Source organism: Mesorhizobium sp. WSM4819 (genome assembly GCF_055811215.1).
In genome coordinates this window covers 70351-84255 of record NZ_JBVVQO010000003.1, presented here as the reverse complement: position 1 = coordinate 84255, position 13905 = coordinate 70351, and the positions used below count along the sequence as shown (strand labels likewise).

General features: G+C 62.0%; 13 protein-coding genes. 5 read left to right on the top strand and 8 right to left on the bottom strand.

Annotation, left to right across the window (positions count from 1 at the left end):
* Positions 1–4: 4 nt before the first annotated feature.
* From AC0L18_RS04215 to AC0L18_RS04190, 6 genes are all read right to left on the bottom strand, one after another.
* Entirely contained in the window at positions 5–1090 is a 1086-nt protein-coding gene (locus tag AC0L18_RS04215) for a c-type cytochrome (RefSeq protein ID WP_473490743.1), read from the bottom strand.
* Positions 1090–1713 carry a cytochrome c oxidase assembly protein gene (locus AC0L18_RS04210; protein ID WP_023797787.1) on the bottom strand — a complete coding sequence of 208 codons (624 nt, stop codon included), beginning with the start codon at positions 1711–1713 and terminating at the stop codon, positions 1090–1092. Before AC0L18_RS04210 ends, AC0L18_RS04215 begins: the two co-directional genes overlap by 1 nt.
* Positions 1710–2090 (bottom strand): hypothetical protein, encoded by a 381-nt coding sequence (locus AC0L18_RS04205; RefSeq protein ID WP_473490742.1) that lies wholly within the window; start codon positions 2088–2090, stop codon positions 1710–1712. Before AC0L18_RS04205 ends, AC0L18_RS04210 begins: the two co-directional genes overlap by 4 nt.
* Positions 2091–2097: 7 nt before the next feature.
* Positions 2098–4614: a cytochrome c oxidase subunit I gene (gene ctaD, locus AC0L18_RS04200; RefSeq protein WP_473490741.1), complete on the bottom strand. Its 2517-nt coding sequence runs from the start codon at positions 4612–4614 to the stop codon at positions 2098–2100.
* Positions 4611–5480, bottom strand: coding sequence for a cytochrome c oxidase subunit II (locus tag AC0L18_RS04195; RefSeq protein WP_473490740.1), 870 nt, complete (start codon positions 5478–5480; stop codon positions 4611–4613). Before AC0L18_RS04195 ends, ctaD begins: the two co-directional genes overlap by 4 nt.
* A 378-nt stretch (positions 5481–5858) precedes the next feature.
* Positions 5859–6329: a nucleoside deaminase gene (locus AC0L18_RS04190; protein ID WP_473490739.1), complete on the bottom strand. Its 471-nt coding sequence runs from the start codon at positions 6327–6329 to the stop codon at positions 5859–5861.
* A gap of 151 nt (positions 6330–6480) precedes the next feature.
* Here AC0L18_RS04190 and AC0L18_RS04185 point away from each other — a divergent pair, with 151 nt between their 5' ends.
* A complete protein-coding gene (locus AC0L18_RS04185; protein WP_473490738.1) occupies positions 6481–6918 on the top strand; it encodes a DUF2267 domain-containing protein in 438 nt (145 codons plus the stop codon).
* Between the two features lie 36 nt (positions 6919–6954).
* Here AC0L18_RS04185 and AC0L18_RS04180 read toward each other — a convergent pair whose 3' ends face one another.
* A complete protein-coding gene (locus AC0L18_RS04180; protein WP_473490737.1) occupies positions 6955–7140 on the bottom strand; it encodes a hypothetical protein in 186 nt (61 codons plus the stop codon).
* A 435-nt stretch (positions 7141–7575) separates the two neighbouring features.
* Here AC0L18_RS04180 and AC0L18_RS04175 point away from each other — a divergent pair, with 435 nt between their 5' ends.
* The 4 genes from AC0L18_RS04175 to AC0L18_RS04160 all read left to right on the top strand — a co-directional run bounded on the left by AC0L18_RS04175 (position 7576) and on the right by AC0L18_RS04160 (position 13452).
* On the top strand, positions 7576–9525 hold the full coding sequence (locus AC0L18_RS04175; protein WP_027151391.1) for a PrkA family serine protein kinase: 1950 nt from the start codon (positions 7576–7578) through the stop codon (positions 9523–9525).
* A gap of 19 nt (positions 9526–9544) precedes the next feature.
* Positions 9545–10855 (top strand): YeaH/YhbH family protein, encoded by a 1311-nt coding sequence (locus AC0L18_RS04170; RefSeq protein ID WP_473490736.1) that lies wholly within the window; start codon positions 9545–9547, stop codon positions 10853–10855.
* Between the two features lie 9 nt (positions 10856–10864).
* On the top strand, positions 10865–12487 hold the full coding sequence (locus AC0L18_RS04165; protein ID WP_473490735.1) for a SpoVR family protein: 1623 nt from the start codon (positions 10865–10867) through the stop codon (positions 12485–12487).
* A gap of 641 nt (positions 12488–13128) precedes the next feature.
* Positions 13129–13452 carry a hypothetical protein gene (locus AC0L18_RS04160; RefSeq protein WP_473490734.1) on the top strand — a complete coding sequence of 108 codons (324 nt, stop codon included), beginning with the start codon at positions 13129–13131 and terminating at the stop codon, positions 13450–13452.
* A gap of 71 nt (positions 13453–13523) precedes the next feature.
* On the opposite strand, the gene AC0L18_RS04155 is transcribed toward AC0L18_RS04160, so the two are convergent.
* Entirely contained in the window at positions 13524–13730 is a 207-nt protein-coding gene (locus tag AC0L18_RS04155; RefSeq protein WP_029350518.1) for a hypothetical protein, read from the bottom strand.
* Positions 13731–13905 lie beyond the last annotated feature (175 nt).

Below are 13905 nucleotides of genomic sequence, written 5' to 3'. Positions count from 1 at the left end.
GCGCTTATCGCGTTGCGGTTGCCGACGCAGCGGCCGATCGGGAGAAGTAGGCCGCAAGCGCGCGGACGTCGTCGTCCGTCAGACCCTTCGCGGCATTTGCCATGAGATGGCCGAAGCGCGTTCCGCCACGCTTTCCCGCCCTGAACAACCCAAGCTGCGTCTCGATGTAGGGCGCCGGCTGGCCGGCGATCGAGGGATAGGGCGGGCTGCGGTCCTGTCTTCCGTGACAGCCGAGACAGGCGGGCACATTGGCCTGCCTGACGCCGCTCTCGGCGATTTCCTCGCCGCGCCGGACAAGTGCTGGATCGCCCCCGCCGCCGGGGCGCATCGCCGGCAGGGCAGCGAAATGCCTGGCCAGGTCCGGCCAGAGTTGAGGCCCTGCCGCAATGGCGGGCAGGCTCATCAACCCACTTGCCCGGCCTTCCTCGGCATAGGCACGCAGGCTTTCAAGCAGATACGCCTCGCTCTGCCCGGCCAGAACGGGTATCGCGGGACCGCGTCCAAGACCGTCCTCGCCGTGGCAGCGGGCGCAATCCGCCAGCACTTGCGGCAGGGTTTCGGCAGCGCCTGCAGGAGGCGCAAGCCTTTCGCCATAGGCGAGATCGCGATAGGTGGCTTCGTCCAGCGACGGCAGTTCGCGCAGGAAGGCGACCATCGCCCAGACCTCGTCGTCGCGTTCCTGCGTCGGCCAGGCCGGCATGCCGGTGAAACGCACGCCGTGCTTGACGATACGAAAAAGCTCCGCGTCCGACCATTCGCCGACGGCCCCGGCAAGGTCAGGCGGCTGCGGCAGCATTCTCATGACGACAGGAGATCGCGGCTCGCCCGGCGCGCCGTGACAGATGGCGCAGCCGCGTGCGAAATGCCCGGCGGCCGGCTGAATCGCATGGCGCGGCAGAGCCTCTGGAGCGTCGACCGCCAGGGCATAGGTGCGCACAGCCGATCGCATGGCGAAATGGAGGAACCATTCCGTGATCTTCCAGTGGCCGCTCGAGGCACCGACATTGAAAAAGCCGATCCAGGCCGCCAGCACCACGACGAAGGGCAGAATGGCAAGCGCTATGGCGAGCTTCTTCCAGCTGATATGCATCAGACCGTCTTCCGCGGTGGTGTGGCGAGGATGCGCGCGAAAAGCGTCACGCCGCCGGCCAGGTAGACCGCGGCGCCGACCAGAAGCATGATAACGCCGCCAAGTTCCTGATCCTGCTGGGCGGAAAGCGCGATGCCGAAGCAGCTTGTCTCGCCGGTCCCATAAAGCGGCCGCGGGGTCAGCGCCAGCAGCGCGCCGAGCAAGGTCATGTGGATGGACGTCAGAAGCAGGGCGAAGGCGCCGGCGGCATAGCCTGTGGTGTCCGAGCCGCGGCGCGGCAGGCAGGCCAGCCACAGGAACAGCCCGGCGGCAAGGAACGTGACCTGCTCGACAGCGGTGACAAACAGCGAGCTTTGCGCCAGAGCCCGCAAGGCCGGTGCGTGCCAGGACCAGACGACGATGAGTTCGACGAGGGAGGCGGGGAGGGCGAGGGTGAACGCCCGGCTCGCACCTGGTGTCGGGCCGAGCGGGACCCCAATCGCCATCAGCGGCGCGGCGATCGCCACCACTCCCATATGCGCCAGCATGTGCGCCGAAAACGAATCCCGCAAGCCATCGAGCAGCGGCCCGAGCCAGACCAGGGCAAGGACGAGGATGCCGAGGATGAGGCAGGCGCGTCTCACCGGATACACTCCGTCAGGAACAATGCGGGCATCGCGGTGAAGATCACGGCGATGAAGCTGAGACCCGAGAGCAGCAGCGTCGCAAAGCCCTGGAACAGGGTCCGGTCGCGTCTCGTCGGATCGTCGTGCGGCGGATCGTCTGTGCCGAAGCCCCATTGCCGCCAGGCGAGCCATGCTGACAGCGCGATCAGCGAGAGGGCGATCACGCTGGCGGCGGCGATGCCGGCGCGCACAGCGCTGAAACTCAGCCCGACAAGCTCGGGCTTGGCGCAATAGATCGCCGCGCCGATGTAGCAAACAAGGAAATGCGCAGCCCACACCAGCGGCGCAGTGAACAGCGTCCACAGTGTCTCGATCTGTTTTGGGACAAGCCACATCGGCGCCTCACATCGCTGCCGGAAAGAGGCCGATGATGGCGAAGGTGGTGACGGCGGCAATCAGCAGGAAATGCCAGTAGAGCACCACATTGCCTAGATCCAGGTCATGCTTCGGCGTCAGTCGGCCGGCCAGCGAGCGGGCCAGGCAATAGGCCTGCATGACTGTGCCGAGCGCTGCATGGGCGAGCACCCAGATCACCAGGATCCAGACGATTGCGGGATAGACGTGGCGCGTCGGGTCCATGCCTGGAGACAATGGCGCGGCCAGGCCTGTGGCGGACGCGGCAACGGTCGTCAGCAGGGACAGCACCAGCAAGCCGCGCATAGTGGCCGTAGCGCCGCGCCTGTTGACCGTGCGTGCCGCCACCATCAGGCCCCACGCCGCAGCGAACAGGCTGGCAGCCACCAGCGACCAGACCGCATCGGGCCCGGCAATCCCCGCGGTGAAGTTGGCATGGATCGTCCAGTAGAAGAAATAGCCGAAGACGAGGCTGGCGAACGCGGTGCCGTCGCCCACCATGGTGATGAACATCGCCCACCAGCCGACCGAATCGGAGCCGGAGGCATAAAGCGGCAGGCTGAGGCCCAGGCCGACATCCTTTTCCGGCTTCTCGGGGATTTCGCCAGTGCCCGTCCAGAGCCAGTAGATGACTGCGCAAAAGCAGATGATTGCGGCCAGCGCCGTCGCGATCCACCAGTGGAAGGTAAGCGCGATGAAGGCGCCTCCGAGCGAAAGAGCCGAGACGATGGTGACATGGGAGGTGCCGCCGACGCGCAGCACCTGGACGGGTTCGGCGTCGAGCACGGTGGTGACCAGTCCCTCGCGCCATCCCTCTTCCGCGTCGGGCAGATAATAGCGGCCTTCATTGACTTTGCGGGCAAGGTCCTTCTGGTCCCACAAGGGGTAGCGGCTGCGCACGATGGGTATCGAGCGGACGCCCCAGTTCTCCTCCGGCTCGGAAATCCATTCCAGCGTGCCGGCATTCCACGGGTTGAATTCGCCGCGCGGCTGCCGGTGCTTTGGCCTGAGCACGTCGAAGACGACCACCAGCACGCCCGCGGCGAAAATGAAGGCTCCGGCCGTCGAGATCAGGTTCAGCCAGTTCCAGCCGATTTCGGCTGGATAGGTGAAGACGCGGCGGGGCATGCCGCGCAAGCCGCTCAGATGCATGGGGAAAAAGGCGATGTTGAAGCCGCAGAACATCAGCCAGAAGGCGAGCCGCCCCAACCGGTCTGAGAGCTTCTTCGCGTCGATCAGCGGGTAATAGTAATAGAGCCCGGCCACGACCGGGAAAAGCATGCCGCCGATCAGCACATAATGGAGATGCGCAACGACAAAATACGTGTCGTGGGCCTGCCAGTCGAAGGGTGCGAGCGCCACCATGACGCCCGTCAGGCCACCAATGACGAAGATGGCCAGCCCTCCGGTGCCGAACAGCATCGGGGTCGAGAAGATCACCCGGCCGGCCAGCATGGTGGCGATGAAGACGAAGATCTGCACGCCCGTCGGGATCGCCACCGCCTCGGAGGCCGCCGAGAAGAAGGCCAGCGAGATCTGCGGCAGGCCTGTGGCAAACATATGATGCACCCACAGGCCGAAGGAAAGGAACCCTGTCCCCACTGCCGCGAGCACGATCCAGGAGTAACCGACGATCGGACGCTGGGAAAAAGTCGGCACGATCATGGCCATCAGCGCGATCGCCGGCAGGAAGATGATGTAGACTTCCGGATGGCCGAATATCCAGAACAGATGCTGCCACAGCAGCGGGTCGCCGCCGCGCGCTGCGTCGAAGAACGGCCAATCGAACATCCGCTCCATCTCGAACAGGAGGTCGCCGGCGATCAGCGGCGGGAAGGCGAACAGGATCATTCCGGCAACGATCAGCAGGTACCAGGCGAAGAGCGGCATCAGGTTGATGCGCATGCCGGGCGCGCGGCATTTCATGATGCCGACGATAAGCTCGACGGCGGCCGCGATCGAGGCGACTTCGATGAAGGACAGACCGAGCAGCCAGATGTCGGCGCCAATGCCGGAGAACTCCTTGTCGGTGGCGAGCGGCGGATACATGAACCAGCCTGCCGACGGCGCCGCATTGAAGAAGATCGAGCCGCAGACGAAGATACCGCCGAGCAAAAAGCTCCAGAAACTGAAGGCTCCGAGGCGCGGAAACGGCATTTCGCGGGCGCCCAGCATCGGCGGCAGCAGGAAAATCGCGACCGCCTCGAAGATCGGCACCGCGAACAGGAACATCATCACCGTGCCGTGCAGGGTGAAAGCCTGGTTGAATAAGTCGGCCGAGAGGAAGTCGTTGTCGGGCACGGCGAGCTGCAGTCGCATCAGCAGCGCGAGCACGCCGGCAAACAGCATGAAGGCGAAGGCGGCCGAGCCGTACCAGAGGCCGATCTGGTAATTGTTCACCGAGGTCCAGTAGCGCCAGCCGGTCGGATTGGCCCACACAGCGCGCAGCCGCTGTTCCTGCGCCTTGTATTCTTCCGGCGAACGCTCCTTGACCGCAGCGCTCATCGCAGGCCTCTCAGCCAGGCGGCTATGGCGCGAATGTCGTCCGGCGGCAACATGTCGAAGGCCGGCATCCTGGAGCCGGGCTTGATCAGTTCGGGCCGGGCGATGAAGCTGGCGACGGCGTCTTCGGTGTTGGGCAGGATTCCGGCTGCGACGGTGGCGCGGGAACCGATATGCGAAAGATCCGGGCCGATCAGGCCGCGCGCATCGGTGCCCGCGACGACATGGCAGGACCCGCAGCCATGGCGCAGGAACAGCGCGCCGCCGCTTCCGCCGGCCCCTTCCGCGGGAATTGCCTGGGCGGCAAGCCAGGACCGGAAGGCTTCGGGCGCCATGGCGACGGCCGAGAGCGCCATCAGCGCGTGAGACGTGCCGCAATATTCCGCGCACGGGCCGCGGAATAGACCAGCTTTGGTGGCCATGATCGAAAGCCTGTTGGTGCGGCCGGGGATCATGTCCATCTTGCCGCCGAGCGGTGGGATCCAGAAGGAATGGATCACATCGGCGCTTTTCAGGGTCAATTCGACCCGCTCGCCGACCGGCAGCCTGATCTCGTTGGCAGACGCGACCGGCGGTCCCAGAGGAGGGTGATAGACAACTTCCCACCAGAACTGCCTGCCGGTGACTTCGATCCGCAGGGCGGCGGGGCTCGCCTGGGCGAAGGGCCGAAGGCCAGGCATCAGCCACAGCGCATAGGCGAGCAGCGCACAAAGCGTGACCGAGGGGAAGACTACGCCGCCCCAAAGGATGATGCTGCTGGCAGACTTTTCGGCCAGCCTGCGGCGATTGACGAGGGCTGAATGAAGAAGCAGGCCGACCACGCCCAGCCAGATGACGGCGCCGCCGCTTAGCATGACCCAAAACAGCATTTCTATCTGCTGCGCTTCCGCTCCCGCGGGCTCAAGTGCCGACTGAGTGCTCGTCTGGGCGCCGGCAGAGCCGCTCGCGAGCAACAATAACGCAGCTGACAGGCTGAAATATCGACCCATTTGCAACCCCTCCGCGGTAAACCGGCGAGAGGGGCGGAAGGTTCCGGGGAACTGAGCGTTCGAACTGGTGGAATGAACGTGTCGGTCGAGTCAGTGGACGGTTTTGCGTGTCGGCGGTTTTGCGCGCGAGTCGATGGCTTTCTGCAACAAGACGCGGGCCTCGCGTGTCAAACCTTTGGGCCAGAAGTAGCCGGAGCTCATGGCGCCGCAGAGGCTACAAATTCTTCACCGACAGCAGTCCTTTATGATTGGTTTCTGTCACCAGAAATCCTTGTGGTCGGTTACGATCTCTTCTTCGAGTTCAGGGAATGGGCCACGGATTGCTACATGGCGCCGTCCGGCGGCGAACACCTGATGACAGCTCAGATCGAGGGTCAGATTCTCCGAATTGTCTCCGGTCAGCTCGGCCAGCCGCCTTTCGCTGAGTCCGTAGACCACGGTGCCGATGCCGGCCCAGTAACAGGCCCCGGCGCACATGCAGCACGGCTCGACCGAGGTCACCAGCGTGCATCGCTCGAGAAAGGTCGGGTCGTATCGCTGCGCAGCCGCGCGGGCCACGTTTGCCTCTGCGTGGCCAACGCCGCGATCCCGCGCGTAGGTGTTGCCCGACGAAAGCAGCACGTCGCCTTCCGGCCCGACCAGGAGCGCCCCGAAAGGATGATTGCCACTCGCCCGGCTCTCGGTGGCGATCTCCACGGCGAGACGTAGATATTCGGTATCGCTCTTCATGGCCGCCTCCTTGGGGTGCCCGTTCGTAACTGTACGCGTAAAGACCTCTTGGGCAATTTTCAACGCGTGACGAAACAATTGCGCTCGATCGCCGTTTGCGCGTCATGAAGGGCATTTTGGGCGGGTGTTGGATTGCCCAGAGGAGGCGACGATGAGCGCAACCGGCTTGGAAGTTTTTGACAAAACCCTGCAGACGACAAACATCTGGCTGGACGAGATCATGGCCGATCACGGGCCCGACAGGCGCGTGGCCTGGCATATGCTGGGAGCCGTTCTACGCACCTTGCGGGATTGGCTGCAGATTGGACTGGCTGCCAATTTGGGGGCTGAACTGCCGCTTCTCGTGCGCGGAGCCTACCATGATCGGTATCGGCCGCGTGATCTGCCGACGAGCAGCCGTTCGTTGGAGGGTTTTTTGAAGCGGGTGGCCGAGGAGATGAAATCCACTCGACCGGTGAATCCCGAGGATGCGACGAGATCCGTGTTCAAGGTACTCGCCAGGCATGTCGACCTCGGCCAGTCGGCCAAGGTGCGGGACGCGTTGCCGAAGCAGATCCGGGCGCTTTGGCCCGAAAGTGTTGGAGTCTAAAGCGAGTCGCGTTCGACCGACTTCATGCGACGTGTTTTACGTTGTTTCATCGCCTCTGCCCGGGCGGTTTTCCTCGCGATACAGTCGCTCGGTGGCCCGATCGCTTTCTCTGCGCTCTGCGGGCCCACGGCGTCGCCACGTAAGGAGTGCGTAGGCGAGCAGGATTGCCAGCAGTAGCGGGCCGCCAGCAACGACGATCAACCACATGCTGTTCTCGAACATGGAACATCTCCTTTCTCTCGTTACCCATCAGGAGCGAAACCGTTGCTCCCGGTGCAGGGTTGGACACCGCAGTGCAGTTCTCTTCGCCGAATGGCCAGTGATTCGCCATTCAACTGCTGAACGCGGGCAACTGCTGAACGCGGGCAACTGCTGAACGCGGGCAACTGCTGAGCGCGGGCGGTTTATTGCTTCAGAAAGGCAACTTGTACCCAGCGGGCTGTTGCGCTCGGCAAGCGCTGGTGGAAGAATGGACTTCCCTCGGAAACGTTCCATTGTGCGAGCCATTCGCTGGCTGACTTCCAGGCGTTCACGATATCTGTCTGGACCCCTAACATCCGGTCGCAGACGCACTACGTGTTATAGGGAACCACAAAGGCTTTCCGACAGTTGAGTGAAGAGGCGACAGCAACCAGACCGGCCGGGGCGAGGAATACCATGCGCGAGAACCACTCCGACGTCTTCGATCTGTTTTCGGAGATTTACACCAATGCGGCGCAGGAGGAGATAAGCATCCAGCAATATCTCCTTGCCTGCCGCGAGGATAAATCGATGTATGCTTCGGCGCCCGAGCGGATGGTCGAGGCGATCGGCGAGCCCACCCTGATCGACACCAGCATGGATGAGCGGCTCGGCCGCATTTTCTCGAACAGGACAATCAAGGTCTATCCCACCTTCGCCGAGTTCTATGGCATGGAGGACACGATCGAGCGCATAGCCGGCTATTTCCGCTATGCCTCTCAGGGGCTCGAGGAGCGCAAGCAGATTCTCTATCTGCTTGGCCCTGTCGGCGGCGGCAAGTCCTCGCTCGCCGAACGGCTGAAGAAGCTGATGGAGGAGCGTCCGATCTATACGCTGAAGGTCGGCGATCAGATCAGTCCGGTTTTCGAATCGCCGCTCGGGCTTTTCAATCCTGACCGCATGGGCGACCTTTTGGAGGACAAATACGGCATCGCGCGGCGCCGGCTGAACGGTCTTATCTCGCCATGGGCGGCCAAGCGCCTCGACGAACTGTCCGGCGACATCTCCAAGTTCAGCGTCGTCAAGCTCATGCCTTCGCGGCTACGCCAGATAGGCATCTCCAAGACCGAGCCAGGCGATGAGAACAACCAGGACGTTTCGGCCCTGGTCGGCAAGGTCGACATAAGACAGCTCGAGCATTTCAGCCAATCCGATCCGGACGCCTATTCCTACAGCGGCGGCCTGAACCGGACCACGCAGGGGCTGCTCGAGTTCGTCGAGATGTTCAAAGCGCCGATCAAGGTCCTGCATCCGTTGCTGACCGCTACCCAGGAAGGCAGCTACAACGGTACGGAAAACTTCGGATCTTTCCCGTATCAGGGCATCGTCGTAGCCCACTCCAACGAATCGGAATGGCTGCAGTTCAAGAACAACAAGAACAACGAGGCATTCCTCGACCGTATCCTGGTGGTCAAGGTGCCGTATTGCCTGCGGGTCACAGAAGAAAGGCAGATCTACGAAAAGCTGCTGCGCGAAAGCGAATTGGCCTCCAGTTCCTGTGCACCGGAGGTTCTCGACATTCTCAGCCGGTTCACCGTTTCGACCCGTCTGGCCGAGCACGACAATTCGCCGCTCTACACCAAGATGCGCGTTTATGACGGCGAGAACCTCAAGGACATAGATCCCAAGGCGAAGTCGGTTCAGGAATACCGCGATGCCGCCGGGGTCGATGAAGGCATGACCGGCGTCAGCACGCGCTTTGCCTTCAAGATCCTGTCGCAGACCTTCAACTACGACACCAAGGAAGTGGCCGCCGATCCCGTGCATCTGATGTACATTCTGGAGGAGGCGATCAAGCGCGAGCAGTTCCCCAAGGAAACGGAAGCCGCCTATCTCGACTTCATAAAGTCGGAACTGGCCACGCGCTATGCCGAGTTCATCGGCCATGAAATTCAGAAGGCCTATCTGGAATCCTACAGCGAATACGGCCAGAACCTGTTCGACCGCTACATCGCCTATGCCGATGCCTGGATCGAGGACCAGGACTACAAAGACCCCGATACCGGCCAGATCCTCAATCGCGAGGTGCTCGACAACGAACTGTCGCAAGTCGAAAAGCCGGCCGGCATTGCCAACCCCAAGGACTTCCGCAACGAGGTCGTGAAGTTCACGTTGCGCGCCCGGGCGAGGAACCATGGCCGCAACCCTTCGTGGACGAGCTATGAAAAGCTGCGCGAAGTCATCGAGAAGCGGATGTTCGGCCAGGTCGAGGATCTGCTCCCGGTGATCAGCTTCGGCTCCAAGCAGGACAGCGTAACGGAGAAGCGGCATACCGAGTTCGTGCATCGGATGGTCGGACGCGGTTACACCGAACGCCAGGTCCGCCGACTGGTGGACTGGTACATGCGGGTGAACAAGGCGGGCTGAGTCCGGCCGGGATGGTTCCATGCCGATCTTTGTCGATCGCCGACTGAACCCAAAGGACAAGAGCCTCGGCAACCGCCAGCGCTTCCTGAAGCGTGCGCGCGAAGAGCTGAAGCGAAGCATCCGGGATCGGATCCGTACCGGCAAGATCGCCGATGTCGACAGCGAGCACGCCGTCTCGATGCCAGCGAGGGGCACAGCTGAGCCGAGCTTCAGCGACGCGAATGACAGCGGCAGGCGGCAGCACATCCTGCCGGGCAACAAGCATTTCGCCCCGGGCGACCGGGTTCCGAAGCCCGGCCAGGGCGGCGGCGGCTCATCTCCCGGGAAAACGGTCTCGGAGGACGATTTTCGTTTCGTGCTCTCGCGCGAGGAGGTGCTCGACCTCTTTTTCGAGGATCTCGAACTTCCCGACATGGTCAAGCTCAACCTCAAGGAGATACTATCCTTCAAACCGCGCCGCGCAGGGTTCGCGGCGACCGGTTCGCCGACCAACATCAATGTCGGGCGCACGATGCGAAACAGCCATGGTCGCCGGATTGCGCTAAGGCGCCCCAAGCAGGAGGAACTCGATGCGATTGCGGAGCAACTCGCAATCCTGGAGGCCGAGCCGCAGAGCGCGGCGCCGGCACGCCAGCGCATTGCAGCGCTGCGGGAGGAGCTTGAGCGACTTGAGCGCCGCCGCAAGCGGATCGCCTATGTCGATCCCGTCGACATCCGCTTCAACCGTTTCGACGCCCAGCCCGTACCGAACGCCAATGCGGTCATGTTCTGTCTCATGGACGTATCCGGCTCGATGGGCGAACGCGAGAAGGATCTGGCCAAGCGCTTCTTCGTGCTGCTGCACCTGTTCCTGAAACGGCGCTACGACCGCACCGAAATCGTCTTCATCCGCCATACGCACGAGGCGCAGGAGGTGGACGAGGAAACCTTCTTCTACAATACGCAAAGCGGCGGCACGGTTGTTTCCACGGCACTCGAGGAAATGCACCGCATCATCGCGCAACGCTATCCCAGCAACGAGTGGAACATCTATGCCGCCCAGGCGTCGGACGGCGACAATTTCGTCACCGATTCCGAGCGCTGCATCGGCCTGATGGACGGCCAGATCATGCGCCTATGCCAGTATTTCGCCTATGTCGAGATCATCGACGAACGTGAGAGCCATATTTTCGGCACCACCGACAATGGGACCTCGCTCTGGCGCGCCTACAGCGTTGTCAACCAGCGATGGCCGAATTTCCAGATGAGCCGTATCGCCAACGCAGCCGACATCTATCCGGTCTTTCGCCAGCTCTTTGCCAGGCAGCCGGTCCTGCAGAAAAGCGCTTGAGGGGAGCCGATGGCGAACCAGACCAGCACGTCGGGCCAGACCAGCAAGTCGGGCCAAACCAGCAAATCAGGCCCAACCAGCAAACCAGGCCAAACCAGCAAATCAGGTTTGCTCTTTTCGGGGTCCGACTGGGATTTCAAAACACTGTCGCGCGCCTACGACGCGATCGAGGCGATCGCGATCGAAGAGCTTCACCTCGACATCTATCCGGTGCAGATGGAGATTATCTCGTCCCAGCAGATGCTCGACGCCTATTCCTCGGTCGGCATGCCGCTGATGTATCGCCACTGGTCCTTCGGCAAGCATTTCCTCTACCAGGAATTGCTCTATCGCAAAGGCGGGCGGGGGCTCGCCTATGAGCTGGTGATCAATTCCAATCCTTGCATCGTCTACCTGATGGAGGAAAACACCATGGCCCTGCAGGCCCTGGTGACAGCTCATGCAGCGCTTGGCCATAATCATTTTTTCAAGAACAATCATCTGTTCCGGCAATGGACGGACGCCAGCGCGATCCTGAGCTATCTGGACTTTGCCAAGGGTTACATTGTCCGTTGCGAGGAGCGGCACGGCGTTGCCGCGGTGGAGGCGATCCTCGATGCGGCCCACGCGCTGATGGAACAGGGGGTCTTCAGATATCGCCGGCCGCCGAAGCTGTCGTCGGAGCGGCAGCGTGTAGGCGTTCGTGAGCGCCTGGAGTACGAAGAGCGTTCTTACAACGATCTGTGGCGCACGCTGCCGCCTTCGAAGGGCGGAGACAATGTTGGGGAAAAGAATTCCAACATCGCGGAGCGAAAGAAAACGCTCAAGCTGCCCGAGGAGAACCTGCTTTATTTCCTGGAAAAAAACAGCCTGGTCCTGGAGCCCTGGCAGCGCGAAATCGTCAGGATCGTCCGCGTCGTCGCGCAATACTTTTATCCGCAGCGGCAAACGCAGGTGATGAACGAAGGCTGCGCCACCTTCGTGCACTACACGCTAATGAACATGCTGTTCGATCGTGGCCTGATCAGCGAAGGCGCGATGCTGGAAATCCTGCGCAACCATTCGAACGTGATCTTTCAGCCAGGCTTCGACGACCCGCGGTTTTCCGGCATCAATCCTTATGCGTTGGGCCTCGACATGATGCAGGACATCCAGCGCATAGCGACCGAGCCGACCGCCGAGGATCGTGACTGGTTCCCCGATATCGCCGGCAACGGCAATTGGCGCGAAACCCTGCTCGAGGCGTGGGCGAACCATCGCGACGAATCTTTCATCCGCCAGTATTTGAGCCCCGCCCTGATGCGGAAATGGCGGTTCTTTGTCCTCGCCGACGCCGCCAGCGAGCCGCATTACGAAGTCGCGTCGATACACAATGAGCGTGGCTACGAAAAGATACGCGCCGGGCTCGCCCAGAGCTACGACATCGGCGCGAGCCGGCCGGATATCCAGGTTGTGGATGTCGATCTGCTCGGCGACCGGCAGTTGCGACTGGAGCACAAGGTGAAGAACGGCATCTTGCTGGAGGAGGCCGGTCGCGACGCGACGCTGCGCCATATCCGGACCCTGTGGGGCTATGAGGTCAGCTTGGCGGCGATCGATGCGCAAACCGGCGCGACGCTCAACGAACGTTCGACCAGCCAAATCGGCGAATGACCAAAACCGGAATGGCCGGCGACGGCGTCGTTCTACAGCCGGGTTTTTACTCCTGGGTCCAATGCTCCGGGTCCAATGCCCTGGCCGTCGGACCCGGGAAGGTCGGTTACGTGGGGATCTCCGGTGGTATATCGGGAGGAATTTCGACGGGCTGCCTTTCGGGGCTGGGAACGGGATCAGGCGAAGGCGGAGGAACGCCCGGAGGCTCACCAGGCGGAGTCTCCGGCGGAGCAGGCGGCCGGGCCGGCTCAGGATTGGGATTATCCGGTATCGGCACGGGATTGTTCGGGTCTGGATCAGGATCGGTCATAGGAGACTCCCCGAAGGTTGCTTCACATCTCGCCGGCGGCGATGTGTTTCCACTCAGCAGCTCCGGCGCCAATGAATAGCTCGTTCTCGCTGTCGACCCCGGCCTAGACGTGGGTCGTTCGCAGCGGCATGTGTCTCCTTCCGTTTCCTCGGAGGAGGATCATCCAAAGTGACAACCATCGCGCCGAAAGATGGTTCCATGCCTTAGCGGTGGGGCTCAATGCCAGCGGCGTTGAATATTGGAGCGGCGGCTCCACCTTCGTCGCCTTTACCGTGTCGGCGAGCACGCTATGTACGCCGCGTATTGCCAAGACGGTTCAGGGAGGAACAGCATGCGCGCGTTCATGATTGTCACCCTTCTTCTGGTCGCAATCGCAATGGCGCTGTCGCTCGCACACGCGTTGGAGTTGCCCGGCAAGTTGCGCCTTAAGGAGGCCACCTACAAATCTGTACAGGAGATCTACTATCCCGGCTTCACGATCGGCGGGTTTGCCGAGATCGGCGGCATCATTGCACTCGCCATCCTGCTGTACCTCACGCCCTATCCAGGCGGTCGTTTTTTTCAATGCTCCGTCGGAAGCAAAGCGGCGACTGGAAAGACTTGCGCGATGTTTGGGAAGCCTCGCACGTCGCCAGGGCGGGCCTGGCGATGCTGAGCCTGATCTCGATTGCTGTCGCCGCAACATTTTATGCTGGGAGTGAATAGCGCGTGGGATGCGCAGCGACGCTACTTGTTCGTCCGCATCTTTTGCCTTGGATTGATCCCGCCAAGGGCGTTCGTGTCGTTCTCGACATCGCCCTCGATGGTGTTTTCGCCTTCGAGCAAGAGTTCGTCGCCTTCCTTGATCGTGCCCTTGGAGGTGCCGATGCCGGGATTGTTCCTCAGATCGGCATCGCTCGGCTTTTTCCACTTTGGATGTTTGGTTCCGCTCATGGCACAACTCCTTCGAAAAGAGTTCTGTTCTAGAAACAGCAGGGCGCAATGAATGTTCCGCCGAAACTCACCTTGACGCGGCCTTGTCCGCGAGGGGGCTAAAGCGCGTCGCATGTGGCCGGGCCTCACGCGACGCGCTTTATCGCAAAACCGCTGCACGCCCTCGGGTCAGGCC